At 61.0% G+C, this 24,442-nt stretch carries 25 protein-coding genes; 10 read left to right on the top strand and 15 right to left on the bottom strand.

Going from position 1 to position 24,442, the window contains the following annotated elements:
* Nucleotides 1–4: 4 nt before the first annotated feature.
* Nucleotides 5–289 carry a PilZ domain-containing protein gene (locus QZ653_RS05870; RefSeq protein WP_296418490.1) on the top strand — a complete coding sequence of 95 codons (285 nt, stop codon included), beginning with the start codon at nucleotides 5–7 and terminating at the stop codon, nucleotides 287–289.
* Here the strand turns inward: QZ653_RS05870 and QZ653_RS05865 are convergent.
* Genes QZ653_RS05865 through ftsY form a run of 4 tightly spaced genes read right to left on the bottom strand, consistent with a single transcriptional unit; the run spans nucleotide 286 to nucleotide 4,216 of the window.
* Nucleotides 286–903: an inner membrane-spanning protein YciB gene (locus tag QZ653_RS05865; protein WP_296418489.1), complete on the bottom strand. Its 618-nt coding sequence runs from the start codon at nucleotides 901–903 to the stop codon at nucleotides 286–288. The two genes, QZ653_RS05870 and QZ653_RS05865, sit on opposite strands and share 4 nt — an antisense overlap.
* A gap of 9 nt (nucleotides 904–912) precedes the next feature.
* Complete coding sequence (locus tag QZ653_RS05860; RefSeq protein ID WP_296418487.1) at nucleotides 913–1,815, bottom strand: DMT family transporter; 903 nt, start codon at nucleotides 1,813–1,815, stop codon at nucleotides 913–915.
* A complete protein-coding gene (locus QZ653_RS05855; protein ID WP_296418485.1) occupies nucleotides 1,812–2,729 on the bottom strand; it encodes a hypothetical protein in 918 nt (305 codons plus the stop codon). Before QZ653_RS05855 ends, QZ653_RS05860 begins: the two co-directional genes overlap by 4 nt.
* Nucleotides 2,726–4,216 carry a signal recognition particle-docking protein FtsY gene (gene ftsY, locus QZ653_RS05850; protein ID WP_296418483.1) on the bottom strand — a complete coding sequence of 497 codons (1,491 nt, stop codon included), beginning with the start codon at nucleotides 4,214–4,216 and terminating at the stop codon, nucleotides 2,726–2,728. Before ftsY ends, QZ653_RS05855 begins: the two co-directional genes overlap by 4 nt.
* A 143-nt stretch (nucleotides 4,217–4,359) precedes the next feature.
* Here ftsY and QZ653_RS05845 point away from each other — a divergent pair, with 143 nt between their 5' ends.
* Together QZ653_RS05845 and QZ653_RS05840 are read left to right on the top strand one after the other, a co-directional pair.
* Nucleotides 4,360–5,394, top strand: a complete 1,035-nt coding sequence (locus QZ653_RS05845; RefSeq protein ID WP_366933058.1) for an alkane 1-monooxygenase — start codon at nucleotides 4,360–4,362, stop codon at nucleotides 5,392–5,394.
* Nucleotides 5,395–5,440: 46 nt separating this feature from the next.
* Entirely contained in the window at nucleotides 5,441–5,833 is a 393-nt protein-coding gene (locus QZ653_RS05840) for a hypothetical protein (RefSeq protein ID WP_296418482.1), read from the top strand.
* Nucleotides 5,834–5,854: 21 nt separating this feature from the next.
* Here the strand turns inward: QZ653_RS05840 and xseA are convergent, their stop codons facing one another.
* Nucleotides 5,855–7,399 carry an exodeoxyribonuclease VII large subunit gene (xseA, locus tag QZ653_RS05835; RefSeq protein ID WP_296418480.1) on the bottom strand — a complete coding sequence of 515 codons (1,545 nt, stop codon included), beginning with the start codon at nucleotides 7,397–7,399 and terminating at the stop codon, nucleotides 5,855–5,857.
* A 64-nt stretch (nucleotides 7,400–7,463) separates the two neighbouring features.
* Between xseA and purD the strand changes: the two genes are divergently transcribed.
* Complete coding sequence (gene purD, locus QZ653_RS05830) at nucleotides 7,464–8,726, top strand: phosphoribosylamine--glycine ligase (RefSeq protein WP_296418478.1); 1,263 nt, start codon at nucleotides 7,464–7,466, stop codon at nucleotides 8,724–8,726.
* Between the two features lie 150 nt (nucleotides 8,727–8,876).
* Here purD and QZ653_RS05825 read toward each other — a convergent pair whose 3' ends face one another.
* The 5 genes from QZ653_RS05825 to QZ653_RS05805 all read right to left on the bottom strand — a co-directional run bounded on the left by QZ653_RS05825 (nucleotide 8,877) and on the right by QZ653_RS05805 (nucleotide 13,672).
* Nucleotides 8,877–9,389 (bottom strand): CarD family transcriptional regulator, encoded by a 513-nt coding sequence (locus QZ653_RS05825; RefSeq protein ID WP_296418476.1) that lies wholly within the window; start codon nucleotides 9,387–9,389, stop codon nucleotides 8,877–8,879.
* A gap of 152 nt (nucleotides 9,390–9,541) precedes the next feature.
* Nucleotides 9,542–9,877, bottom strand: coding sequence for a ferredoxin FdxA (fdxA, locus tag QZ653_RS05820; RefSeq protein ID WP_296418475.1), 336 nt, complete (start codon nucleotides 9,875–9,877; stop codon nucleotides 9,542–9,544).
* 70 nt (nucleotides 9,878–9,947) lie between these two features.
* Nucleotides 9,948–10,313: an RNA-binding S4 domain-containing protein gene (locus QZ653_RS05815; RefSeq protein WP_296418473.1), complete on the bottom strand. Its 366-nt coding sequence runs from the start codon at nucleotides 10,311–10,313 to the stop codon at nucleotides 9,948–9,950.
* Entirely contained in the window at nucleotides 10,310–13,072 is a 2,763-nt protein-coding gene (locus QZ653_RS05810) for a helicase-related protein (RefSeq protein WP_296418471.1), read from the bottom strand. The genes QZ653_RS05815 and QZ653_RS05810 overlap by 4 nt, the downstream gene beginning before the upstream one ends.
* 21 nt (nucleotides 13,073–13,093) lie before the next feature.
* Nucleotides 13,094–13,672 (bottom strand): tetratricopeptide repeat protein, encoded by a 579-nt coding sequence (locus QZ653_RS05805; protein WP_296418469.1) that lies wholly within the window; start codon nucleotides 13,670–13,672, stop codon nucleotides 13,094–13,096.
* A 60-nt stretch (nucleotides 13,673–13,732) separates the two neighbouring features.
* Between QZ653_RS05805 and QZ653_RS05800 the strand changes: the two genes are divergently transcribed.
* A complete protein-coding gene (locus QZ653_RS05800) occupies nucleotides 13,733–14,020 on the top strand; it encodes an SCP2 sterol-binding domain-containing protein (protein ID WP_296418467.1) in 288 nt (95 codons plus the stop codon).
* Between the two features lie 5 nt (nucleotides 14,021–14,025).
* Nucleotides 14,026–14,970, top strand: coding sequence for an alpha/beta hydrolase (locus QZ653_RS05795; RefSeq protein ID WP_296418465.1), 945 nt, complete (start codon nucleotides 14,026–14,028; stop codon nucleotides 14,968–14,970).
* On the opposite strand, the gene QZ653_RS05790 is transcribed toward QZ653_RS05795, so the two are convergent.
* Nucleotides 14,967–15,728 (bottom strand): HpcH/HpaI aldolase family protein, encoded by a 762-nt coding sequence (locus QZ653_RS05790; protein ID WP_296418464.1) that lies wholly within the window; start codon nucleotides 15,726–15,728, stop codon nucleotides 14,967–14,969. The two genes, QZ653_RS05795 and QZ653_RS05790, sit on opposite strands and share 4 nt — an antisense overlap.
* Before the next feature lie 115 nt (nucleotides 15,729–15,843).
* Here QZ653_RS05790 and QZ653_RS05785 point away from each other — a divergent pair, with 115 nt between their 5' ends.
* From QZ653_RS05785 to QZ653_RS05770, 4 genes are all read left to right on the top strand, one after another.
* Nucleotides 15,844–16,851, top strand: coding sequence for a ligase-associated DNA damage response exonuclease (locus QZ653_RS05785; RefSeq protein ID WP_296418462.1), 1,008 nt, complete (start codon nucleotides 15,844–15,846; stop codon nucleotides 16,849–16,851).
* Nucleotides 16,848–18,437, top strand: coding sequence for an ATP-dependent DNA ligase (locus QZ653_RS05780; protein WP_296418460.1), 1,590 nt, complete (start codon nucleotides 16,848–16,850; stop codon nucleotides 18,435–18,437). Before QZ653_RS05785 ends, QZ653_RS05780 begins: the two co-directional genes overlap by 4 nt.
* Nucleotides 18,430–19,305 (top strand): amidohydrolase family protein, encoded by an 876-nt coding sequence (locus QZ653_RS05775; RefSeq protein WP_296418459.1) that lies wholly within the window; start codon nucleotides 18,430–18,432, stop codon nucleotides 19,303–19,305. The genes QZ653_RS05780 and QZ653_RS05775 overlap by 8 nt, the downstream gene beginning before the upstream one ends.
* A 96-nt stretch (nucleotides 19,306–19,401) precedes the next feature.
* The gene (locus QZ653_RS05770; RefSeq protein WP_296418458.1) at nucleotides 19,402–21,216 is read left to right on the top strand and encodes a M3 family oligoendopeptidase; all 1,815 of its coding nucleotides are present in this window, start codon (nucleotides 19,402–19,404) and stop codon (nucleotides 21,214–21,216) included.
* On the opposite strand, the gene QZ653_RS05765 is transcribed toward QZ653_RS05770, so the two are convergent.
* The 4 genes from QZ653_RS05765 to rpoH form a co-directional block, all read right to left on the bottom strand.
* The gene (locus tag QZ653_RS05765) at nucleotides 21,213–21,911 is read right to left on the bottom strand and encodes an NAD(P)-dependent oxidoreductase (protein WP_296418456.1); all 699 of its coding nucleotides are present in this window, start codon (nucleotides 21,909–21,911) and stop codon (nucleotides 21,213–21,215) included. The two genes, QZ653_RS05770 and QZ653_RS05765, sit on opposite strands and share 4 nt — an antisense overlap.
* A gap of 62 nt (nucleotides 21,912–21,973) precedes the next feature.
* The gene (locus QZ653_RS05760; RefSeq protein ID WP_296418455.1) at nucleotides 21,974–22,288 is read right to left on the bottom strand and encodes a DUF4389 domain-containing protein; all 315 of its coding nucleotides are present in this window, start codon (nucleotides 22,286–22,288) and stop codon (nucleotides 21,974–21,976) included.
* A 27-nt stretch (nucleotides 22,289–22,315) separates the two neighbouring features.
* Nucleotides 22,316–23,284 carry a Gfo/Idh/MocA family protein gene (locus QZ653_RS05755; RefSeq protein ID WP_296418453.1) on the bottom strand — a complete coding sequence of 323 codons (969 nt, stop codon included), beginning with the start codon at nucleotides 23,282–23,284 and terminating at the stop codon, nucleotides 22,316–22,318.
* Nucleotides 23,285–23,412: 128 nt separating this feature from the next.
* Nucleotides 23,413–24,309: an RNA polymerase sigma factor RpoH gene (rpoH, locus tag QZ653_RS05750; RefSeq protein WP_296418451.1), complete on the bottom strand. Its 897-nt coding sequence runs from the start codon at nucleotides 24,307–24,309 to the stop codon at nucleotides 23,413–23,415.
* Nucleotides 24,310–24,442 lie beyond the last annotated feature (133 nt).

Here is a 24,442-nt window from a genome sequence, read left to right as displayed (position 1 = left end):
TCCCATGTCCGGTCGTGCCCCGCGATTCCCTGCCAATTTTGATGTCATGTTGCGTAAGGGGCCGGAAATTTTCCCAAGCACCATATGCAACATTTCTGTTGGCGGGGCCTGTCTGGTCGGCATCGACAAGGTTGAAAAGGGCCAGCAGTTCACCATCGACTATTCTTTTGGCCAGACCCGCGCGACGGTGACATGGACGACGGGCAAAATGGCGGGCATCCGGTTTGAAGATCAACTGTCAGACAGCGGGCTTCAATTCATCCGCGCGTCGCAAAGCTATGCGTCCTAGGCGTCCGTGTTGGCGTCTTCTTCGGGGTCGATAACGAAGCGTTGAAGGGCGACAATCTGGACCCAGAGGAACACGAAAAGGGCGATCGGGAAGACGAAGGTTTCGATAATGACCCAGGCCTGTGTCGACATGGTGCGCCAAACAATTTCATTGACGATGGCCAGCGTGGCAAAGGCAAGCGCCAGACGTTTTGTCAGGATCATCCAGCCCTCCTCGCGCATGGGGATCATCTCCCCCATGACCCACTGCAACAGGCTTTTGCCGCGCAAAAGTCCGATCCCAAGGATCACCGCAAACAGACCGTTCACGATGCTGGTCTTCATCTTGAAGAACCTTTCGTCGTTGAACCACGCCGTCAGCGCACCAAAGAAGATGACCATAAAGGCGGTGAACACCTGAATCCGGCTCAGCTTGCCTGTCAGCGCCCAAAGAATGCCCATACAGACCAGAAGGACCGGCACGAAAATGACAGTGGCCGCGATGAACCCCGTGTACTCGACACCATTCACCACAAAGGTGTCTTCCTTGATCCGCAGATACAGCACGAAAAAGGCAACGGTCGGTCCCAGTTCAAGGACCTGTTTCAGGACGGGATTGATGTGACGTTCGCTCATAGCACCCTCTTACCCGCCAATCTCGACCATGACAGCCCCCAAAGCGATCCCCGCCATCAGGACCAAGCGTCGCGGGCCGACCGCCTCGCCCAGAATGAACCAGCCAATCAGCGCCGCGAATACGGTTGAGGTTTCGCGCAGCACTGCGGCCTCCCCCACCTTGTCGAGCCGCGTGGCCATCATCACCCCGCCAAAGCTGATCCAGGCGATCACCGCCCCCGCCAACCCGCGCCGCATCAAGGACCCCACACCGCCCGGCACGCCGGTCCGGCGCATCCGCAATGCGGCCAATATCGGGAAATCCAATGCTGTCAAAAAGAAAAACCACGCCAAAAAGGTAAAAGGATCAGGGCTTTGCCGGATGCCATAGGCATCCCAGACCGTATAAAGCGCCACCAGCATGCCGCCCGCAAAGGCCCAGATCAGTCCGATCTTCAGGCCCCGCAGGTCGACCTTTTCGGCGGCCATATTGCGCAGGGCCAGCAGCAACATCGCACCTGACAAGGTGGCCACACCCGCCCATTGCAGGGGTGAAAAATGCTCGGCGAAAATGACGCTCGCCCCCACGACGGTGACCAACGGCCCGGTGCCGCGGATCACCGGATAGACGACCGTATACGCCGCCCGTTCATAGGCCAGTGCCACGGTCACCTTATAGGCAAAATGAACAGCCATCGCGCCCAGCAGGATCAAAAACGTGGACGTCGTGGGCCAGGGGACGACAAAAAGGGCCACCGGCGCAGAAATGACAACCAGCCAGACGTCGATCGACCCGCGCATCAGCCAGGGGTCATGCCGGCCCTTTTGCAACGCGCCGAACGCTGCATGGGCGAGCGCTGACATCAAGGCCAGCGCCGTGGCCAGCCGTGCCCCTTCGGGCGTTCCCGCAATGTTGATCAACCAGTCGGTCAATCAGCCACCTGTGTCGCGGGCGTCCAGTCCGCATCAAGCGTCACGCCATCCAGCAAGAGACCCATTTGCCGGCGATCCGCATCCGGCGTTTCGGCCATCAGATTGGACAATGTCATGGCAGCCGATGCACCAAGCTGCATGAACCCCAGCCCCCGTTCAGAGGCAAAGGACAATTCAAGCGTACCGGCCGGTGCAGGCAAATCCCCCGCATAGGCCATCAGTTCGGCCCGCGCGGCGGCGTCCATAACGCCCTCCGGCAGCCGCGATAAGCCATCGAAAACCGCCCTGCGACGGGCCTCCACATCACCTTGCATGTCCATGTCGACCATCACACCGAAGGGATTTTCGTAGGTCCCCTCCAGCGTCATGGTCAAAATCCCGGCCCTAAGCGCCGCAGAGCCGACGGACACCTGCAGCATGGCAGCGGACGATAGAAAGACGCGGTCGATGACACCGGACACCGCCACTTCATCGCCCGCCCCGTTGCGTAAAACCGCCCGTTCCAAAATCAGCTGGCCGCCTGCGGGGTCCTGTCGCAAAGTGGCCTGTGCAGACAAATCCGGCCGGTCCGTCGGGGCGCTGTCTTGCAGACGGTCGGGATCAATTCCCTTGATACGAAGCTGCACGGCAAGGGGGGGAATCGCGTCCTCGGTCCAGCGCGCCGTGCCGTCGCTGCGCCAGTCCAGGGTTGTGAACACCGCGTCCTGCAGCCCCAGCGCGCTGGCAGACACACGGCACCATCCATCCAACGTCGCAAAAATGGCTGTCCCGATCCGGCGGGCCTCCGTTCCATCCGCACCGACCATCTGCACTGCGGTGTCAAAACTGTCGCGACACATCGACGGCGTCATGGTGTCGAAGGCGGCCACCGGTGTGCTGGCGAGGATCGCCAGACAGCTTAACGCCGTTTTCATCTGTCCGTCCCGATCAACGCGGCGGCAAATTCTTCGGGGTCGAAAGGTGCCAGATCATCAATTTGTTCGCCAACACCGATGGCATGAATGGGCAGCCCGAACTTATCCGCCAACGCCACCAGAACCCCGCCCTTTGCTGTCCCGTCGAGCTTGGTCATCACAAGCCCTGTGACGTCTGCCAATTCCTGAAAGGTCTTGACCTGCGACAGCGCGTTTTGACCGGTGGTCGCATCCAGTACCAGCAAGGTGTTGTGCGGCGCGTCAGGGTCTTTCTTGCGAATGACACGCACGATCTTGCTCAGTTCCTCCATCAGATCGGCGCGGTTTTGCAGCCGTCCGGCGGTGTCGATCATCAAAAGGTCCGCGCCATCCCGCGCGGCCTGTTCCATGGCATCAAACGCCAGCGAGGCGGGGTCCGATCCTTCCGGCGCGGTCAGCACCGGCACGCCAGCCCGGTCGCCCCAGACCTGCAGCTGTTCCACCGCCGCCGCGCGGAACGTGTCGCCTGCGGCAATCACGACCTTCTTGCCCGCAGCCTGAAACTGGCTGGCCAGTTTGCCGATGGTCGTGGTCTTGCCCGACCCGTTGACACCCACGACCAAAACCACTTGCGGCGTGCTGGGATAAAGCGGCATCGGACGGGCCACGGGGTCCATGATCCGCGTGACTTCGGCGGCGAGCAAGTCTTTGATTTCCTGCGTCGAAAGCCGCTTTCCAAACCGCCCCTCGGCCATGTTCGCCGTCACCCGCAACGCGGTATCGACACCCATATCCGCACTGATCAGCAGCTCTTCGAGCTGTTCAAGCATGTCATCGTCAACCTCGCGCCGGACGACAGTCTTCTGGTCGCCCCGCCCCAGCAGACGTCCCAGCAAACCCGGTTTGGCAGCGGCCTCGGCCTGTTGCGCGGCTTCGGCTTGCCGGTCAGCTTCGGCTTTGCGGGCCTCTTCTGCGACGCGCGCTGCTTGAGCGCGGTCTTGAGCGGCGCGTTCCGCGGCCTCCTGGGCCGCACGGCGTTGTGCCTCGCGTTCGGCGGTCTCGGCTTCGGCCTTCTCCTTGGCGAAGCGGGCCTCTATCTGCGCTTGGCGGGCCGTTTCTTCGCGCAGGGCTTTGTCTGCGGCAGCGCGGTCTGCTTCGACTTTGGCGTTGGCCGCATCCTGTCTTTGCCGTGCGGCGGCCTGCGCCAACGCTTCGGCCTCGGCGGCCTCTTTTTCAGCGGCGATGCGGGCCAGATCGGCGGCAAGCTTCTCTTCGGCCAGCATGGCATCAGCCTCGGCCTTGGCCTGCGCCTCGGCCCGCTCCGCCTCCAGCCTTGACGCCTCCCGCTGTTCCGCCTCGGCCTCAGCCTGCGCCGCCTCGGCCTGTGCGGCGTCCTCTTGCACGGCGTCTTCTTCAACGCCCCCGTCTTCCACGATGGCATCCAACCCTTCCTCGATCTTGGAAGAGGACTTGAACAACCGATCCTTGAGCTTCTTGAAAAACGCCATTTGGGGCTCCGTTCCGACTTTGGTAACACCTAATGGCGCATGGAACGGGAAGAAACCCGCAACCACGAAATTTCCCCATTCCTGCCGGGGTTGAGACGTCCTGCCGCGCTATTCATGACGCCAAAACCACGTATAAGACGGACATGATGCGTTCACCCCTGCCCCTTTTCGCCCTAGCGACCCTGACTGCGCCTGCCCTTATCGCGGCGGGCGCCGTGTCTGGCGGCGTTTGGGCCGTGGCCGGACTGGTCTGGATGACCGCTTTGACCGCCAGTCTGGACGAACTGGTGTCAGTAACGCTGCCCACCTCCGAAGGGGAGGAATTTCCGGCCGCAGATGGCTTGTCCGCCACCCTGGCCCTGTCTCATCTGGCGGTCTGGGCGCTTGTCGTGGCTGCGCTGGGCGGCGCGACCGGGCTGGACACCTGGGAAAAACTGTCCGTCTTCGCGGGCGCGGGCCTGTTTATGGGCCAGGTCAGCAATTCGAACGCCCATGAAATGATCCACCGTCCGGCCCGCTGGCTGCGGCGGCTGGGGCGCTGGGTCTATATTTCGGTCCTGTTCGGGCACCACGCCTCCGCCCATCCTTTGGTACACCATGTGCATGTGGGCACGGCGGCGGACCCCAGCACAGCGCGCCGTGGCGAAAGCTTTTACCGCTTTTTCAAACGGGCCTGGATTGGCGGGTTTCGTGAGGGGCTGAAGGCCGAGAACAAACGGTTCCCCCGTCTGGGCCAGCCTGCCTATCGCCACCCTTATGTGGGCTACATTGGGGGGGCCGTGATCGTTCTGGGGATCGCCACACTGATCGGCGGGGCCAAGGGCCTGCTGGGCGCGGTGTGTCTGGCGGGATTTGCACAGACCCAGCTGATGCTGTCGGACTATGTGCAGCATTACGGACTGTCGCGCCGCCTAGACGACAACGGCAGGCCGGAACCGGTGGGCACGCGTCATTCATGGAACGCACCACACCTGATGTCGTCGGCCCTGATGCTGAATGCCCCCCGCCATTCGGATCATCACGCCCATCCCGCCCGTCCGTTCCCCGCGCTGCGCCTTGCACAGGACTGCCCGATGTTGCCGCGATCCCTGCCGGTGATGGCCTGCGTCGCGCTGTATCCGCGGTTGTGGAAACGGGTGATGAACCCGCTTGCGGATGAATGGCAAGCTGCGCCGTAAACCTGCCTGTCTGGCAAGCGGGCCGCAGATATGGCATCCTGAACGCATGAGAGTTTTTGCCGTGTTGATGGCCTGTGCAGGCCCCGCCCTTGCCGATGTCCCCCTGACCGGTGACGCGTTCGAAGCTTTGGTAGAAGGCAAAACCCTCTCGTTTTCCGTCGGCGATGTGCCGTATGGAACCGAATACTACGCCCCCGGACGACGGGTGATCTGGTCCTTTATCGACGGAACCTGCCAATCAGGTGAGTGGTACGAGACAGCGGGCGACAGTGGACCACAGATCTGTTTCACATACGAAACCAGCGCGGACCCCCAGTGTTGGCAGGTGTTCGAGGTTGGCGGGCGTCTGCGAGCCGACTTCATGAACGCTCCGGGCACCACTGTCCTTTATGAGGCGACCGAAGCCGAGCCGCTGGTGTGTGGCGGGGTCGGAACCTGAGCCAGCGCACCAGGGTGGCTGTCAGAACAGGCTCCCCTGATCGGGAGGAGGCTGTTTGGGTTTCTTGGGTTTGGGGGCCGGCGCTGCAGGGGCCATTTTGCCATCGGCAAATTCAATCTCGATCCGGTCGGCAGCCTTGGCCGATTTGACGGAAGTCACGACCTCTCCGTCGCCCCGCACCACGGCGTAGCCGCGGGCCAGTGTGGCGCGATACCCCAGTGTTTCGCGCATCCGGTCCAGTGCGGCAAGGTGACTGCGGTGACGGTCCGTCTGCGTTTGTGCAGCGGTCAACAGACGGCGCAGGGCCGCACCAAGATCCTTTTGACCACGTTGGCGTGCGGCTGCGATCCCGTCCAGACGCAGACGACGGGCCTGCTGGTTCAGATCGCGTCCCGCTTGCACGGTCGTGCGCTCCAACGCGGGGCCAAGGCGACCTTGCCAAACCGTCAACCTTTCACGCCCTTGTGCCAGACGCGCCGCCAGAACCGAAGGCCTCAACAAACCGGACGCTTCCCCCAGTCGCAAACGGCCCGCTTGAACACGCGTCGTCAGCGCGCCGTCCAGCCGTTCGGACCAATAATCAAACCGCTGTCTGGCATCGTCGACCATCTGTTCGGGTCGGGGCAAGGCCCGCGTCAGATCGGCGACCCGTTGCTTCTTGCGTATGACGCCATCAGTCACCGCACGACTGGCGCGGGCGTTCATCTGGTCAACCGCGGCCAGCAGGTCCAGCCGGACCGGCACGGCCATTTCAGCCGCAGCGCTGGGGGTCGGCGCACGGCGGTCGGCCACATAATCAATCAAGGTGGTGTCCGTTTCGTGCCCCACTGCGGAAATCAGGGGAATTGTCGAAGCCGCCGCCGCACGCGCCACAACCTCTTCATTAAAGCCCCACAGATCCTCGATCGACCCGCCGCCGCGGGCCACGATGATCAGGTCGGGACGTGGCAGCGCGCCGCCTGCGCTCATCTCGTTGAACCCGTTGATCGCCGCCGCCACCTGCGGTGCGCAGGCCGTGCCCTGCACCGCGACGGGCCAAACCAGCACCTTACGTGGGAACCTGTCCCGCAGACGGTGCAGAATATCGCGGATGACCGCCCCCGTGGGCGAGGTCACAACCCCGATGACATCCGGCAGAAACGGCAGCGGCTGTTTGCGCGCGGTGGCAAACAAACCCTCCGCCTCAAGCGCCTTTTTGCGTTTGTCGAGCATGGCCATCAACGCGCCCACACCGGCCACCGCCACCTCGGTTGCGTTCAACTGGTATTTCGACTGACTGCCAAAGGTCGTCATGCGGCCATGCACGACGACCTCCATCCCCTCCTCGGGAATGACCGACAGGGAGGACACCTGACCCTTCCATGTGGTGCAGGCCAGAACATTGCGATCATCCTTGAGGTCGAAATAAAGGTGCCCCGATCGCGCCCGCACGACCCGTCCCACCTCGGCCTTGACCCGCACGTGGCCGAATTCCCCTTCGATGGCGCGTTTGACGGCCCCTGACAGTTCGCTGACGGTAAATTCCGGCGTATTGCCTGCCGTATCAGGATCGTCGATCAGGTCCATTGCGGCCCTCTTGTGCTGCTCATGCGGCCACAATAGAACGCAACCAAGCGGAAGGGAATTGCACATGAACATCCTTATTTTGGGCGGCGGCGGGCGCGAACACAGTCTGGCCTGGGCGGTTAAACAGAACCCCAAATGCGACAGGCTGATCGTGGCCCCGGGGAATGCCGGAATAGCCCAAATCGCAGAATGCGCCGCGCTCGATATCGAAGACGGGGACAAGGTCGCGACCTTCTGCGCAGACAACGCCATCGACTTTGTCATTATCGGACCGGAGGCCCCCCTCGCCGCTGGCGTTTCGGATGTTCTGCGCGCAAACGGGTTTGTCGTTTTCGGATGTTCTGAGGCTGCAGCGCAGCTTGAAAGCTCCAAATCTTTCACAAAATCAATCTGCGACGCGTGCGATGCCCCCACCGCAAAATACGCCCATTTCACCCGGTCAGGCCCCGCCAAAGACTACGTGACCGCCCAAGGGGCCCCCATCGTCATCAAGGCAGATGGACTGGCGGCAGGCAAAGGCGTCGTTGTTGCGATGGACGTGGCCACAGCCCACGCCGCAATCGACGACATGCTGGGTGGCCAGTTCGGCGCAGCGGGTGCAGAGGTCGTCATCGAAGAATTCATGGAGGGCGAGGAAGCCTCATACTTCATCCTGTGCGACGGCGAAACCGTGCTGCCCGTGGGCACCGCGCAAGATCACAAACGCGCCTTCGACGGTGACGAAGGCCCCAACACCGGCGGCATGGGCGCCTATTCCCCCGCGCCTGTGCTGACCGACGCAGTCGCGCGGAAAGCGTTGGACGAAATCGTCAAACCCACCGTTGCCGAAATGGCAAATCGCGGCACGCCCTTTCAAGGCGTGCTTTATGCCGGTCTGATGATCAAAGACGGCCAGCCCCGTCTCGTTGAATACAACGTCCGCTTCGGCGATCCCGAATGTCAGGTCCTGATGATGCGGCTGGGCGGTCAAATCCTCGATCTGCTGCACGCCTGCGCCGAAGGCCGGCTGAGCGACGTCAAACCGAATTGGGCCGATGACCACGCCATGACCATCGTCATGGCGGCCGACGGCTATCCGGGATCTTACGAAAAAGGCAGTACCATCAACGGCCTGCAGGACCTTCCCGAAACATCATCCGAAATGACCTTTCACGCGGGCACGACGGACAAAGACGGGGCGATCACCGCCACAGGGGGCCGCGTGCTCAATGTCACAGCGCGCGGCAACACTTTGCGAGAGGCCCACGCCAAAGCCTATGCCATGACCGCCCAGATCGACTGGCCGCAAGGCTTCTTTCGCCGTGATATCGGCCATCGCGCGCTCTGATTTTCTCTGGTTCAAAAATACCTCCGCCGGAGGCGCATCTTTCAACAAGATGATCCCGCCTGCCGCGATTGGCTCACACCCGAGATATTCACCCATAAAAACAACAAAAGCCGCGCCTGAAAGGCGCGGCTTTTTCAATATTCAAACAGCTTAGGCAGCAGGCGCGCGGCTGGCCAGTGTCTCGCTGATCTCGTCAGCGGCGTCGCTCTCGTTGCCATTGCCAACGGCGGCAATCTCACGGGTCAGACGCTCCAACGCGGCTTCGTAGAGCTGGCGTTCGGAATAGCTTTGTTCACGCTGGTCATCAGCGCGGTGCAGGTCGCGCACCACCTCGGCGATGGCAATCAGATCACCGGAGTTGATCTTCTGCTCGTATTCCTGTGCCCGCCGCGACCACATGGCTTTCTTGACCTTGGCCTTGCCCTTCAGGGTTTTCATCGCATCGGCCACCACATCGGGCGCAGACAGGGACCGCATGCCCACTTCCTCGGCCTTGTTGGTCGGGACCTTCAACGTCATCTTGTCCTTTTCGAAGGCGATGACGAACATCTCCAACTCGAACCCCGCCACTTCGGAGGTTTCGATCGACAGAATCTTGCCCACCCCATGCGCCGGATAGACGACGAAATCATTGGGGCTGAATTCACTTTTCTTCTTCGCCATGAGTATTTCCTTTCCTCAAAGCAGCCTCTCCACACGACAAAAAGACCGGCGGCACCAAAGGGTCCCGTCAGGTCTTTACGTCAAAAATGGATCAGCAATTACGCGGCATTAGCGACTGCATACCACAAAAACAGGGTGATTCCCAGCGGCGCTTAGCCACCCTCGCCGGCCGCCTCGGAGAACAGGTCCATCTTGCCCTCTTTGCCGTCCATCTCGTCGGCATTGGGAAGCGGGTCTTTCTTGGTGATGATGACCGGCCACATCTCGGAATACTTGCGGTTGAATTCGACCCATTTTTCCATGTCCGGCTCGGTGTCGGGGCGGATGGCGTCGGCGGGACATTCGGGTTCGCACACGCCGCAGTCGATGCATTCATCAGGGTGGATGACCAACATATTCTCACCCTCGTAGAAACAATCCACGGGGCACACTTCGACGCAGTCGGTGTATTTACAGGCGATGCAATTGTCGTTGACGATGTAGGTCATGGGTCCGTCCAGCTAGGTATCGCAGGGTCTGTAACGCGCCCCTGACAGGGCTTCAAGACCCCTTACGGTGTCAGCCCGTCCAATCGCCCTTCAACTGATCCATCTCACGGCGGTCCTTTTTCGTCGGACGCCCGCCAACCCGCTGTTCTATATCGCGATTTTCCGGCTCCCGCGCAGGGGTCAAATCTTCGTAGAGGGCTTGGGCCTCAGACGCTGGTCCGCGGCGTTCGCCCAAGCCCAACACCTTCACGATGCGGACTTCGTTTTCTTTGGGAAATGTCAGCACCACACCGGGCGCAATGGTGCGGCTGGGTTTGCTGACCGGCGTGCCATCCACGCGGCAGCGTCCGGATTTCACCAGACCGGCGGCCAGCCCGCGCGATTTGAAGAACCGCGCGTGCCAGAGCCATTTGTCCAGTCGGATCGTTTCGCTCAATCCTTTTTGAGCCCCGCCAAAGCAGCCGCAAACGGATTGTCGGGATCAATCGCCTTTTCCTTTTTGGGCGGCCGCGCCGAGAAGGATTGCGCCTTGTCACGTTGCGGTTTGCCACCCTTTTTGCCTTTGGGCGGGCCTTTGCGCTGGGGCCGGTCGCCTTGTTTGCCGCCCGGTTTGCCCCCTTGGGGCCGGTTGCCGCGCGGCTTTGGCGCCCAGGCGAAGGTGTAAAATACCTCCATCTCCGGCGGTTCCGGGGTCTCATCTTCGGGGATCGGCTGTGCGGTCTCAGCCGCTTTGGCCGCCAAAGCCGCCTCCGCTTCGGGATCGGCGGCGGTTGGCACCGCTTCTGCGGGGGTGGCGTCCGCAGGCACAGCCACCGCAGGCTTTACCTTTTCGCGTTCGCCCTTATCGGCCTTGTAGCCGAGGCCCTCCATCAGGTTGGCGAATTGTTCCAGCGTCATGCCCGTGATCGACAGCATATCCGCCGTGGCCTCGAACCCGCCACGCGTGTCCTGATCGCGCAGCATATCGGCCAGCCGTTCCAGCATATCAATGCGGATCGCACGCTCGCCCGCCGCACGGTAGCCGGACATGGCGTATGTGCCGGGTTCCAGCCCCTTGACGGTGGGCACCGTGACCAAACCGGGGGGTGGGGCTTCGGGAAAATCCTGCAAGCCTTTGTCGATGCTCCACAAAACCAGACGCAGACGGGTTGGTGCGGGTTTCAAAAGCAGCGGCATAAAGATTGTGAACTGACCAAAGCGCACACCATGTTTGCGCAGCGCACCACGGGCGTCCTGATCCAGCGCCTTGACCTCATCGGCGACCTGACCGCGGGGGATCACGCCGAACCCTTCGACCAGACGGAAGGCAAAACCCTTTGCCAGACCGGACAAGTCTTCGTCGGCGCGCAGTTTCATCATCGGCTCGAACGCGGTGGCAATCTTGCGGTCGATAAAATGCTGCAACCGGCGTTGAACCTTTTCGGCCACCTCGGGCCCGGCTTCGTCATCAACAAACGCCTGTGCGCGGGGTTTGAGCGGATCATCGCCCTTCACCAGTTTGCCCACCGCGTCAGAGCCCCACATCAGGCCCCCCTGTTCGGTGAAATCAATTTCCGTGTCGGGGGCGTTGTAGAACCTGTCCGCGCGCAGCACGAATTGCGGCGCGAGCGCCTGAAGGCTTGCCGTGCGCAGCGTCTTGGCCTCCTCGGCGTTGGCCGAGGCATCCTGACGGAACCGGAATCCTTCGATTTTCCCAACAAACTGCCCTTCGACAGTCACTTCACCTTTGTCGTTTACGTCGGCCACAAGGCCCTCCTTTTGGTTGAGCCGCCGAAGGAGCACGCTCGTCCGCCGGTCCACAAATCTTTGCGTCAGCCTTTCATGCAAGGCATCCGATAGCCGGTCTTCTACAGCGCGCGTGGCCCCGCGCCAATGGCTTTCGTCTTCGACCCAGCCCTTGCGCTGTGCGACATAGGTCCATGTGCGGATAAAGGCGAGGCGTTTGGACAGCGCGTCGATGTCCCCGTCCGTGCGGTCAATGCGGGCCACACGGGTCGCCATCCACGCATCCGGCACACGGCCCTTTTCGTGCAGAAAGTTATAGATGTCGGTCAAAAGCTGGGCGTGTTCGGCGTGGCTGATGTCGCGGAAATCGGGGATGCGGCAGACGTCCCACAAGAGCCGGACAGAGGGCCCGTCCGTGGCGCGCGCTGTGACCTCCGCGTCGTTGGAAACCGCCTTAAGCGCTTGTAAATCATCACTTTCGCGCACGCGGGTCAGCCAAGGGTCATCGGTGCGTTCTTCGAGGGTTGCGATCAGACGTTGCACAGATCCGAACTGCAGCCGCGCGTTGCGCCATTGCAGTTTCTTGACCGGCGCAAAGACGTTTGCGGTGATCGCCTCAACCACGTCTTCATCCAACGTGGGCGCCTCACCGGTGACACCAAAGGTGCCCTTGTTCATGTGCCGCCCCGCGCGGCCTGCAATCTGGGCCAGTTCATTGGGCATCAAATGGCGCATCCGGCGGCCGTCGAATTTGGTGATCGACGAAAAGGCCACGTGATCAATATCAAGGTTCAGGCCCATCCCGATGGCATCCGTGGCCACCAGATAATCCACATCGCCATTTTGATACATCTCAACCTGCGCATTTCGTGTGCGCGGGCTCAGCGCGCCCATGACCACCGCAGCACCGCCCTTCTGGCGGCGCAACAGCTCTGCGATGGCATAGACATTTTCAACAGAAAACCCGACGATGGCCGACCGTGCAGGCATCCGGCTTATCTTTTTCGAACCTGAATACGTAAGCGTGCTGAACCTTTCGCGTTTGATAAATTCGGCCTCGGGCACCTTGGAGGCAATCGCGCCCCACATGGTTTCCGCACCCATGAACAAGGTCTCATGGGTGCCGCGCATCCGCAAAAGACGGTCGGTAAAGACGTGCCCCCGGTCCGGATCGGCACACAGCTGAATTTCGTCGATGGCGACGAAATCCGCGCCCATGCCTTCTGGCATCGCCTCAACCGTGCAGACCCAATAGGCCGCGCGGGGTGGCACAATCCGTTCTTCGCCAGTGACAAGGGCCACCACGCCGGGTCCGCGTATCCCGACGATGCGGTCATACACTTCACGTGCAAGCAGCCGCAGCGGCAGGCCGATCACACCGGTGCGGTGCCCCAACATCCGCTCAATCGCGTAGTGGGTCTTGCCCGTGTTTGTCGGGCCCAGAACGGCAGTCACCCGACCAAGGGGCATCACATCAATCCTCGAAAAAGCCTAAAGCGTTTCGCCCGCCAGCTGTGTGGTCAGCCGGTCGATCACCTCAGCGATGTCCGCATCAGCGGGGGAGAAATCGGCCAGTTGCCTCCAGATGTCCAGCGCATCTTCGGGTCGGCCAAGCTCCTCCAGCACGACGGCAACACCCGTCATCGCCCCCAAATGCCGCGGCTGCAACACCAGCGTCTGGCGCAAATCGTCAATCGCAGGGCCAATCAGGCCAAGGTTGTAAAAGGCCGTCGCGCGGCCATGGTAGCCTTCGGCGAACTCCGGCGCGTGGTCGATCAGGGCCGTAAAATGTTCAACCGCCACGTCAAACTCTGCCGCCTCAAGGGCGTCTTCGCCGCGTTTGCGCAGCAAATCCATAGACGCGGACCCGGATTTGCCGAATTCCGTGATGATCTGGCCCTCGATCCGGGCCACCTGCTGCGGCTCAGCCTCAAGCAGCTGTTCGAACAACTGGTCAAGCCGGTCCGTTTGCGCGCCCAAAGGTCCGGAAATCCCGACCGTGACACAAAGTGCCGTAGCGATAGAATTGATGATGTTCGCATTCATGCCCATACTGGGACTGTAGCGCATCCCGCGCCCGATACCAGAGGCTCCGCCGCGTTCGCGGCACCATACCAAAGGACACCACCCATGAGCGACACGATCAACGAAGCCGTCACCGCCCTGAACGCCAAGATGGACGGCGGTTTTGACGGCACCGCGAAATTCGACATCGAAGGCGAAGGCGCAATTATCATCGACGAAAATGGCGCACGTGCGGGCGACGAAGAGGCGGACGTGACGCTGTCGGCCTCAGCCGAAACCTTCAAGGCGATTCTGGACGGCGAAGAAAACCCCACAGCGGCCTTCATGACCGGCAAACTGACGGTGGACGGCGACATGGGACTGGCGATGAAACTCGCCGGTGTTTTGGGCTAAACCGGATGGATCAGGCCCCCTACCACGCTGATATTGCAGGCAATCCCGACGGGGTTTGCCATTGGCTCCTCACCGTGGATGGGGTTCGTATCCGCGTGGGCCATTGGACCGCGCCAAACGCCAAGGGGACCGTCCTGATCTTTCCGGGCCGGACCGAATACATTGAAAAATACGGGCGCACGGCCACGGATCTGATCAAACGGGGCTATGCCTGTGTCGCGATCGACTGGCGTGGTCAGGGCATTGCGGACCGGTTGCTGGACAACCGCGCCGTGGGTCATGTGAATGTCTTTGGCGATTACCAGCTTGATGTCAAAGCGGTCCTCGCTCACGTCAAAAAGCTGGGTCTGCCCGAACCTTACCACCTGTTGGGCCATTCCATGGGCGGCTGTATCGGGCTGCGCGCGCTTTATGATGATCTGCCGGTTCGAACGGCAGTCTTTTCCGCCCCGATGTGGGGCATTCAGATGGCTCCGGCCCTGCGTCCGATCGCATGGGGGCTAAGCACGGTCAGCAAACCGCTGGGCTTTTCGGGCGTCTTTGCGCCCGGCCAGCAAGCCGAAACCTATGTGCTGCGCACCACGGTGGAGGAAAACACGCTGACGTCGGACGCGTCCTCGTTCGAGATGTTGCAGGCTCAACTCAAGGCGCATCCTGATCTGGCCTTGGGGGGGCCGTCGTTGCATTGGCTCAACGAAGCGTTGCGCGAAATGCGGCAGCTGTCCGTCAAACCGTCGCCTGATGTGCCGTGCAAAACGTTTCTGGGCACGCAGGAGGCGATCGTCGATCCCGTCCGCATTCACGACCGGATGTCGCGGTGGCCCGGCGGCGATCTGGTGTTGCTTCAAGACGGCCGCCACGAGGTGCTGATGGAAGAAAAATCCATTCGCGATCAGGTCTTTAACGAGGCGACGGCGCTGTTTGACACCGCCGCGCCGGAACTGGCCTAAGCGATATCGTGAATGCCCTTGGCCGCAGCCGCCGCGCCTTGCCGCATCCACGTGTGTTCTGAGGCCACAACGAAACCGGTCATGCCGAAGGCCGTCCATTCTGCCGCCTTTGTCGCGTCCGGCACCCATGAAATATAGGCTTTGCCATGGGCCGCGCAGGCTTTGCCCACGCGGTCCAGCGCCTTGGGCAGGTCCGGATTGTTCTGGTCACGGTGGCCGTATCCGACCGTGAGATCGGCAGGGCCGGCAAACAGCGCGTCGATCCCGTCAATGGCGGCGATGTCTTCACAAGCCTCAACGCCCTCGGGCTCCTCGATCTGGGCCATGACGATGGTCTGATCGTCCTGATCCAGCACTTCACCCATCGGGCGCGTGGCGAATCCGGCCCAGCGTGTCGATCCGGCGAACCCCCGCCCCCCGCGCCCGAAATGCGCAGCCTTCGCGATGGTTCTCGCCTTCTCGGCCGAATCCACATGGGGCACGACAACCCCGACGGCCCCAGCGTCCAGCGCCATCAGGACGTTTTCTTCGGACCCGCTGGAAATTCTGACAAGGGCAGGAAAATCAAGGGCACGCGCCACCGCAAGGCAGGCATCCAGACGCCCGCGATCAAACCCGCAGTGTTCGCCATCCAGCACAATAAAATCGAGGCCCGAGGTCGCCAGAACCTCGACCACCGTGACTTCGGCGGTTTTGACAAAGGTACTTGCGAGGGTCTCGCGGTTAAGAAGTCTTGTTTTCAATCCAGCTGTGCGCATACGGGCCTCCTGTTTGGCGCAGCGCATCACATTGCGCCGCGCAGGACAACCGCCCCCACGTCCGTGGCGCAAAAAACGCACTTTGAACGGGCGAAACCCGCGCTACCTGCAGGTCATGACCGACCTTTTGACCTTTACGCCCGACGGGATCTACTGCGCTCAGGGCGATTTCTACATTGATCCGTGGCGTCCTGTGGACCGTGCGCTGATCACACATGGTCACGCTGACCACTCGCGTCAGGGCATGGGCCATTATCTGGCAACCCATGCCGCAGCCCCCGTGATGCGCCACAGGCTGGGCGACATCTCTATCGACACGGTGGGCTATGGTGAAACCGTGACCCGCAACGGCGTGACCGTGTCCTTTCATCCGGCAGGCCATGTACCCGGATCCGCCCAGATCAGGCTGGAACACAAGGGCGAGGTCTGGGTCTGCTCGGGCGATTACAAAACCGTGGACGATGGCCTGTCCGAACCCTTCGAACCCGTCAAATGTCATGCTTTCATTACAGAAAGCACGTTTGGCCTGCCGGTCTTCAACTGGACCCCGCAGGACATTCTGGCGCAACAGATCAACGACTGGTGGTCGGCCAACGCAGCCAACGGCACCTTTTCATTGCTGGGCTGCTACGCCCTGGGCAAGGCACAGCGCCTGCTTCGCACCGTTGACCCGTCCATCGGGCCGATCCTGACGCACGGGGCCATCGAAAACACGAACCGCGTCTTGCGTGGACAAGGGATCGCGCTGCCGGACACAACACTTGTAACGCCCGACCTTGATGTCAAAGCCAACGCCGGTGCCCTCGTTCTGGCCACACCCTCCGCACTCAATTCGACATGGGCGCGACGCTTCAAACCCGCCTCTACCGCATTTGCGTCCGGCTGGATGGCCTTGCGCGGGGTCCGCCGGCGCCGGGCTGCCGATCGTGGATTTATCGTGTCCGACCACGCCGACTGGTCGGGGTTGAACGACGCGATTGGCCAGACCGGCGCCGAACGGATCTTCGTCACACACGGGTACACGGCAGTCTTTTCCAAATGGTTAAACGAACAGGGATACGACGCCAAAATCGTAGAAACCGAATTCGACGGTGAAACTCTGGATCAGGGCGAACCGGAATGAAGGATTTTGCCGCCCTGTTCACCCGCGTCGACCAGACCACCAAAACCACCGTCAAGGTTGCGGCCATGGCGGATTACTTTCGCACGGCGTCCGATGACGACAAACTGTGGACCATCGCGTTGTTTTCGGGCCGCAGACCCAAACGTGTCATCACCACAACCGCCCTGCGTGAGTGGGCCGCGGAACGGGCCGGACTGCCGCTGTGGCTGTTTGAGGAATGTTACCCGATCGTGGGCGATCTGGCCGAGACAATCAGCCTGATCCTTCCGCCCGCTACGGGAGTTGAAGATCGCCCTCTAAGCGCTTGGATAAATGAATTAAAACATCTTTCCACACTGGACGACGATGCCCGCAAGGCCGGCATTCTGCATGCGTGGTCGATCCTGCCCCAGATCGAACGGTTTCTGTTTACAAAATTGCTGACGGGGGGCTTTCGGATCGGTGTCAGCCAGAAATTGATGACCCGCGCTCTGGCGCGCGCCACCGATCAGGACGAGGCGGTCCTGACCCACAAGCTGATGGGCAACTGGACGCCGCAAACCACCACGTGGGCCGACCTGATCGAAGCCGAGGATCCCACGGCCGACCTCAGCCGACCTTACCCTTTCTATCTGGCTTACGGGCTGGAAAATCTGGATGAACTGGGGCCGACAACCGATTGGTTTGTCGATAGAAAATGGGATGGCATTCGCGGTCAGCTTATTGTGCGGCAAGGGGAGCATCATCTGTGGTCGCGCGGTGAAGAACTGATGACAGACCGCTTTCCCGAACTGGCCCAGTTGAAGGATTTTCTCCCTGACGGGACTGTGCTGGACGGCGAAATTCTGGCCTTCCGCGATGAAATGCCCTTGTCATTCAATGCCTTGCAAACGCGGATCGGTCGCAAAACCGTTCCCAAAAAGGTTCTGGCCGAAAGTCCGGTCATTCTCATGGCCTATGACCTGCTTGAACATCACGGGGCAGACATTCGCGAAACCGCTTTAAAGGATCGCCGTAAAGCGTTGGAATTACTTATAAAGGGAATACCCGGAACCGCCCCGATCCGCCTGTCCCCCGAAGTCAGCGGACCAACGTGGGACGCGCTTGCCGAGGAACGGGCGAAATCCCGTGACCTCAACGCCGAAGGCTTGATGCTCAAACGGCGCGACAGCCCCTATCTTGCGGGGCGCAAAAAGGGGGACTGGTGGAAGTGGAAGATCGACCCCCTGACCGTTGATGCGGTCATGATCTATGCCCAGGCAGGGTCCGGCAGACGGGCCAATCTGTTCACCGACTTCACCTTCGCCGTCAAAAACGGCAATGATCTGGTGCCGTTTACCAAGGCGTACTCCGGCCTCACCGACGCGGAGTTTCGCAAAATTACGGCATGGGTGCGCAAAAACACGCAGCAGAAATTCGGCCCCGTCAGACAGGTCCCCGCCGAACATGTGTTCGAAATCGCGTTCGAAGGCATTCAGGCCTCCCCCCGTCACAAATCGGGGATTGCACTGCGGTTTCCACGTATGCTCCGATGGCGGCAGGACAAACCGGTGAACGAGATCAACACGCTCGATGATCTTAAGGAGATGTTAGACCTTTATGGCTAAACCCATGGCACAAATGCCGCCCGCCCCCCGCGCCCCGCAGATCGCCCCGCCGCCCGGTGCCTGCGACGCGCATGTCCATCTTGTCGGGGGCGTTGACGACTTCCCTCTGTGGGACGGGCGCGTTGAAGATCCGGCGCACGGGCCGGATTTTGATGGCTGGCTCGATCTGTACCGCGCGCATCTGGATATGCTGGGGTTTGACAAAGGGCTCATCGTTCATTCGATCCTCTACGGGACCGACAACACCCTGACAGTCGAAACAATCAAACGACTGGGGCCGAATTTCAAAGGCGTGGGCCTGTTGCCCGACACGGCGACCGACGCCGACCTTGACCGCTTCGCGGATCAAAACCTTAAGGCCGTCCGCCTGAACTATGTCCATGGCGGCGTGCTGTCGTGGGAGGGGGCCAAATCCATGGCGCCGCGCCTGCGCGACCGCGACTTGCACATCCAGATGCTGCTGCACAGCCACCTGCACATGGATGATCTGGCCGCGGACATTCGCGCCCTCCCTGTCCCGCTTGTGATTGATCATATCGGCTGGCCTGATCTGGACCTCACCCTCAACGATCCCGGCTTTCAAACCCTCCTGCGTCTGGTGGGGGGCGGCCATGTCTTCATCAAACTCAGCGCGCTCTACCGCTTGTGTCCCGCACCCTACGACCGCGCGGCTCCGTTCGTCGACGCCCTCGCCCGCGCCAACCCGGACGGCTGCCTTTGGGGGTCCGACTGGCCGCACCTGATGCTCAACGGCGCACGGATGCCCCATGCCGCAAAATTGCTTGATGCCTTCCACGACGTTGTCACCGACACCGAAACCCGCATCAAAATCCTGCGCGACACACCCGACCGGCTGTTTTTCTCCTGATCTTCATCTTGGCCGATACAACTCCCCCCGGAGGGCCGCTTTCAATCCGGCGGCTCCGCCCCTAGATAATACCAAACACCTGACACGAGGCCCCCGATGACCCAGCAACGAACCTTCGACGCCAAGACCACTCATGGCTCCGCTTTCGGCGATCTGCCCGAATGGGATCTGACGGATCTGTACCCCGCGCCCGATGCCAAAGAACTCAAACGGGATCAGGACTGGCTGGAAAACGCCTGCCGCAGCTTTGCAGACGACTACGAAGGCAAACTGGCCGAACTGGATGCGGATGGCCTGCTTGAGGCGGTTCAACGCTACGAACAGATCGACATCATTGCGGGCCGTATCATGTCCTATGCGGGTCTGCGATACTACCAGCACACCACCGACCCCGAACGTGCCAAGTTCATGTCAGACGCGCAGGACAGGATCACAACCTACACCACCCCGTTGGTATTCTACGGTCTTGAATTCAACCGCCTTGACGACGCCCATGTGGATACCCTTCTGGCGGCCAATCCTGACCTTGCGCGCTACAAACCCGTGATGGACCGGATGCGCGCCATGCGTCCCTACCAGTTGTCGGACGAGCTTGAAAAATTTTTGCACGATCAATCGGTTGTCGGCTCTGCGGCTTGGAACAAACTTTTCGATGAAACCGTCGCCAACCTGACTTTCACGGTCGACGGCGAAGACCTGAACCTCGAAGGTGTCGCCGATCTGATGTCCCACAAGGACCGCGCCAAACGTGAGGCCGGTTCACGTGAAATGGCCCGCGTTCTGGGCCAGAACGTCGGCCTTTTCGCCCGCGTCCACAACACGCTGGCCAAGGAAAAAGAAATCGAGGACCGTTGGCGCGGCCTGCCCACCCCACAAACCGGCCGGCACCTGTCCAACCATGTGGAACCCGAGGTGGTCGAGGCCCTGCGCAATGCTGTTGTCGACGCCTACCCCCGCCTCAGCCACCGCTACTATGCGCTCAAGGCCAAGTGGATGGGCCTTGAGACCATGGAGGTCTGGGACCGCAACGCGCCATTGCCCATGGAAGCGGACCGCACCGTTTCATGGGATGAAGCCGAAGCGACCGTCATGGGGGCCTACGCCGCCTTCGATCCGCGCATGGCCGAACTGGCCAAGCCGTTTTTCACCGACGGCTGGATTGATGCAGGCGTCAAGGACGGCAAGGCGCCCGGCGCTTTTGCCCACCCGACAGTCACCACGGTCCATCCTTACGTGATGTTGAACTATCTGGGAAAACCCCGCGATGTCATGACTTTGGCCCATGAGTTGGGTCACGGCGTGCATCAGGTTCTGGCAGCCCAGCAAGGCGAACTCCTCAGTTCCACCCCGCTCACCCTTGCGGAAACCGCATCGGTTTTTGGTGAGATGCTTACCTTCCGCAAGCTGCTGGAGGAAGCAAAGGACCCACAGGAACGCAAGGTCCTTCTGGCCGGTAAGGTCGAAGACATGATCAACACCGTCGTGCGTCAGATCGCGTTTTACGACTTCGAATGCAAACTGCACGCCGCCCGTGCGCAGGGCGAATTGACGCCCGACGACATCAACGCGCTCTGGATGTCGGTGCAGGGCGAAAGCCTCGGCCCGGTGTTCAATTTCATGGACGGATATGAAACCTTCTGGGCCTACATCCCGCACTTCGTCCACTCGCCGTTCTACGTCTACGCCTATGCCTTCGGCGATGGCCTCGTGAACGCGCTGTATGCGGTTTACGAAGAACAGGGCGAGGCGTTCAAAGACAAGTATTTCGATATGCTCAAGGCGGGCGGGTCCAAGCACCACAGCGACCTGCTGGCCCCCTTCGGTCTGGATGCGTCCGACCCGGCGTTCTGGGCCAAGGGTCTTGGCATGATCGAAAGCATGATCGACGAACTGGAGGCGATGGAGGACTAGCCCGCAAATTCGTCGAGCAGTTCCGTCAGGTCGGAATGTTCGGGCGGCTCGTCGCGGGCGATAGCAGGGGTGCCGTGGATCCACGTGCCCTGCTCAACCACATCCAGCATGAACGAGGCCAGATCCGCGTGCCGGGTTCGGATCATTTCGGGCGAGATCACCCGGTCGCGCACAACCCAGTCATCGGTCGCCGGCGCGTCAAGCAACCAGCCGGGACGCACAGCTGTCCAATCAATCCCGTCGCTGTCGCGCAAGACGTCTTCCATCCGGGACATTTGCGCGAACACCCGCGCCAGCGCAGGTACCGCTGTCAGCTTGAAATGCAGCGGGCCGCGGTTCGGGCTTTCTACGAAGGTTGCCGATATGACCACCAGCCGCGCGACACCTGCCTTTTTCATTTCCGCCACGATGTTGCGGGTGCCGTCGTCGTAGATCGGCGGCGGATTCAGCAGCGTCGCAGGATCATTGCCCACGCCTAAACAGGACACCACCGCATCCGCGCGCTCAAATACATGCTTGAATGGGGGGGAAAGAGCATCCAGCGCCGCCAATTCGGCCCCGCCGGGCGCCTGATCGGATGCCGAAACATCGCGTTCGGTTCCGACCATATCGTGACCGCGCGCAGCACCCTGTTTGAGAACCTCGCGGCCGGTCATTCCGTCCGCCCCGATCACCACGATCCGTTTTCCACCCATGTCACGCCCCTTTGCTCACCAAAGGCAACGTGCGACAGGCCCGCGAAGTTCCTGAGGCGCTGTCAGTCCAGTTCCGTCCATGGCCAGGGCTTCACCTCGGACGCGGCGGTTTGATACCGCGTGGCTTTGGCCACCCAAATGCCCACATCCGTGCCCAGCTCCGCGATCCGTTCATTCGGCTGTTTCTGATTCACCAACATGATGATGAACTGCAACAGCGCCAGAATGCCAATCACCGATCCCGCGAAAGAAATCATGAAAGCAATGACAATCATATGAATCAGTCGCGAAAACAGGTTCTCGTCCACAGGCTTTTCTGGCTCCCGCCGGGCTGTGTTTTCGGGTAGTACATCATCAAACTCATGGGGGTCGGCCATGTCTGTCTCTCCTGTTGCGGGTCCAGATTAACCCGACTTGTCCTTGGCATAAATGCTGTCAATCACACGTTGGGTGGCGCGCGCGTCCTCCAGGGTCCACGCAAAGGGTGTATCCCCGCGCACGGCTGCCCCGAAAGCCTCGACCTGCTGCACGTATTGGCGCACCTGCGGCCAGCGCTCCACACGTCGTGCGCCATCCGATTGCTCAAGAACCAACGTGGCCTCCCCGAAAGCACCGGCATTGAAGGGCGCGCTCAGATGGATCGTCCCGTCTTCTCCATGAAACGTCATATGTTGGGCGCCATGAATGTTCATCGCCGTCACCCAATGGGCTGTAAACCCGTCAAATCGGGCAGACACACGGGCACGCACATCGACCCCGTTCAACATATCAATGTCGGTGTGGGTGATTTCGATGGGGTCCTTTCCCGTCGCAAAACGGGTGGACCCGATCGTGTAGACGCCAATATCGGGCAAGCTGCCCCCGCCCTTCGCCGGATCATACCGCACATTTGTCAAATCCGGATTGTTATAGGCAAAAAAGCCCTCCACATGGGCCAAGGTTCCAATCGCCCCGTCCGCAAGAAGGTGCCGGACGCGATGCCACTGCGGGTGATGGACGATCATGTAGGCTTCCGCAGCCTGCAATCCGGTCTCGTCGCGCAATGCAATCAACGGGTCGATCTGCGCGGCATTCAGACCGACGGGCTTTTCGACCAAGACATGTTTGCCCGCCCGCAACGCTTTTTGCGCCCATTCGATGTGCAAATGGTTGGGCAAGGGCACGTAAACCGCATCAACGTCATTGTCGGCCAGCACCGCGTCATAGCTGTCATGCACCGTCAGATCGGGCGCAAATGCCCGGAACGCCGCCGCCTTGTCCGCCGACGACGTGCCCAGCGCCGCCAACCGTGCGCCCGATGCCGCGTGGATGGCCGGCCCCATCTGGTCGCGTGCAAATGTGCTGGCCCCTAGTATCGCCCAGTTGATCGTCATACGTGCCCCCGTTCTCGCCGGTCAGATGCCCTGCGCTCCGGCTGTCTTTGTCTCGTAAATATCCCCGCCGGAGGCATCCTTGGCCAGCAAAAAGGCGAGGTCCTCTCGAACCCCGCCCCCCGAATGCATCACTGTGCGGACAACATGCCCCGTTCACGGGCAAGGGTCTGCATCTTCTTTTGCAGCTTTTCGAACGCCCGCACCTCGATCTGGCGGATGCGCTCGCGGCTGACGTCATACTGGCCGCTGAGGTCTTCCAGTGTCACCGTTTCTTCGGCCAGACGCCGCTGCATCAGGATGTCCTTTTCGCGATCGTTCAGAACCTCCATTGCCTCGGCCATCAATTCGCGGCGCGCCTCCAGCTCATCGCGGGCCTCGTAATCGCTTGCCTGATCGGCGTCTTCATCTTCAAGCCAATCCTGCCATTGCATGGTGCCTTCGCCTTCGGACCCGACAGTGGCATTCAGCGACGCATCCCCGCCCGACATCCGCCGGTTCATGGAGATCACCTCATCCTCGGTCACGCCCAGATCATTGGCGATCCGTTTGACGTTCTCGGGGCGCAAATCGCCATCTTCCAAAGCGCCAATGCGGCTTTTCGCCTTGCGCAGGTTGAAGAACAGCTTCTTTTGCGCCGAGGTGGTGCCCAGTTTGACCATGGACCACGACCGCAGCACGTATTCCTGAATGGAGGCGCGAATCCACCACATGGCATAGGTCGCCAGACGGAAACCCTTTTCCGGATCGAACCGCTTGACCGCCTGCATCAGGCCCACATTGGCCTCAGAAATCACCTCGGCCTGCGGCAGACCGTAGCCGCGATAGCCCATGGCGATTTTGGCCGCCAGCCGCAGGTGGGATGTGACCATCTTGTGGGCCGCTTCGGTGTCTTCATGATCCACCCAGCGTTTGGCCAGCATGTATTCCTCATCCGGTTCCAGCATCGGGAACTTGCGGATTTCCTGCATGTAGCGGTTCAAGCCCTGTTCGGGTGATGGTGCCGGCAGATTTGTGTAAGAGCTCATGTTTTGCCCCTCCCAAGGTAGTGTCTCGCGGCCTGATGTTTAGGGCCTTAACATGGATATGGGCGCAGGATGCACCCGTTTCAAGACTGATCTGTTCAGTTTTCTCTAGAAGAACTAAGTGACCGCGGACGGG

Origin of the sequence: Pseudooctadecabacter sp., assembly GCF_020627745.1 — a bacterium.
In the GTDB taxonomy this organism is placed as follows: Bacteria; Pseudomonadota; Alphaproteobacteria; order Rhodobacterales; family Rhodobacteraceae; genus Octadecabacter.
Note: the sequence above shows the minus strand (reverse complement) of the source record. Positions and strands in the feature narration are given on the sequence as shown.

Excerpts from the sequence above, each read along its gene's own strand:
- QZ653_RS05870 (WP_296418490.1), top strand. The coding sequence starts at position 5 with ATGTCCGGTCGTGCCCCGCGATTCCCTGCCAATTTTGATGTCATGTTG.
- QZ653_RS05865 (WP_296418489.1), bottom strand. The coding sequence starts at position 903 with ATGAGCGAACGTCACATCAATCCCGTCCTGAAACAGGTCCTTGAACTG.
- QZ653_RS05855 (WP_296418485.1), bottom strand. The coding sequence starts at position 2,729 with ATGAAAACGGCGTTAAGCTGTCTGGCGATCCTCGCCAGCACACCGGTG.
- ftsY (WP_296418483.1), bottom strand. The coding sequence starts at position 4,216 with ATGGCGTTTTTCAAGAAGCTCAAGGATCGGTTGTTCAAGTCCTCTTCC.
- QZ653_RS05845 (WP_366933058.1), top strand. The coding sequence starts at position 4,360 with ATGATGCGTTCACCCCTGCCCCTTTTCGCCCTAGCGACCCTGACTGCG.
- QZ653_RS05840 (WP_296418482.1), top strand. The coding sequence starts at position 5,441 with ATGAGAGTTTTTGCCGTGTTGATGGCCTGTGCAGGCCCCGCCCTTGCC.
- xseA (WP_296418480.1), bottom strand. The coding sequence starts at position 7,399 with ATGGACCTGATCGACGATCCTGATACGGCAGGCAATACGCCGGAATTT.
- purD (WP_296418478.1), top strand. The coding sequence starts at position 7,464 with ATGAACATCCTTATTTTGGGCGGCGGCGGGCGCGAACACAGTCTGGCC.
- QZ653_RS05825 (WP_296418476.1), bottom strand. The coding sequence starts at position 9,389 with ATGGCGAAGAAGAAAAGTGAATTCAGCCCCAATGATTTCGTCGTCTAT.
- fdxA (WP_296418475.1), bottom strand. The coding sequence starts at position 9,877 with ATGACCTACATCGTCAACGACAATTGCATCGCCTGTAAATACACCGAC.
- QZ653_RS05810 (WP_296418471.1), bottom strand. The coding sequence starts at position 13,072 with ATGCCCCTTGGTCGGGTGACTGCCGTTCTGGGCCCGACAAACACGGGC.
- QZ653_RS05805 (WP_296418469.1), bottom strand. The coding sequence starts at position 13,672 with ATGCGCTACAGTCCCAGTATGGGCATGAATGCGAACATCATCAATTCT.
- QZ653_RS05800 (WP_296418467.1), top strand. The coding sequence starts at position 13,733 with ATGAGCGACACGATCAACGAAGCCGTCACCGCCCTGAACGCCAAGATG.
- QZ653_RS05795 (WP_296418465.1), top strand. The coding sequence starts at position 14,026 with ATGGATCAGGCCCCCTACCACGCTGATATTGCAGGCAATCCCGACGGG.
- QZ653_RS05790 (WP_296418464.1), bottom strand. The coding sequence starts at position 15,728 with ATGCGCACAGCTGGATTGAAAACAAGACTTCTTAACCGCGAGACCCTC.
- QZ653_RS05785 (WP_296418462.1), top strand. The coding sequence starts at position 15,844 with ATGACCGACCTTTTGACCTTTACGCCCGACGGGATCTACTGCGCTCAG.
- QZ653_RS05780 (WP_296418460.1), top strand. The coding sequence starts at position 16,848 with ATGAAGGATTTTGCCGCCCTGTTCACCCGCGTCGACCAGACCACCAAA.
- QZ653_RS05775 (WP_296418459.1), top strand. The coding sequence starts at position 18,430 with ATGGCTAAACCCATGGCACAAATGCCGCCCGCCCCCCGCGCCCCGCAG.
- QZ653_RS05770 (WP_296418458.1), top strand. The coding sequence starts at position 19,402 with ATGACCCAGCAACGAACCTTCGACGCCAAGACCACTCATGGCTCCGCT.
- QZ653_RS05765 (WP_296418456.1), bottom strand. The coding sequence starts at position 21,911 with ATGGGTGGAAAACGGATCGTGGTGATCGGGGCGGACGGAATGACCGGC.
- QZ653_RS05760 (WP_296418455.1), bottom strand. The coding sequence starts at position 22,288 with ATGGCCGACCCCCATGAGTTTGATGATGTACTACCCGAAAACACAGCC.
- QZ653_RS05755 (WP_296418453.1), bottom strand. The coding sequence starts at position 23,284 with ATGACGATCAACTGGGCGATACTAGGGGCCAGCACATTTGCACGCGAC.
- rpoH (WP_296418451.1), bottom strand. The coding sequence starts at position 24,309 with ATGAGCTCTTACACAAATCTGCCGGCACCATCACCCGAACAGGGCTTG.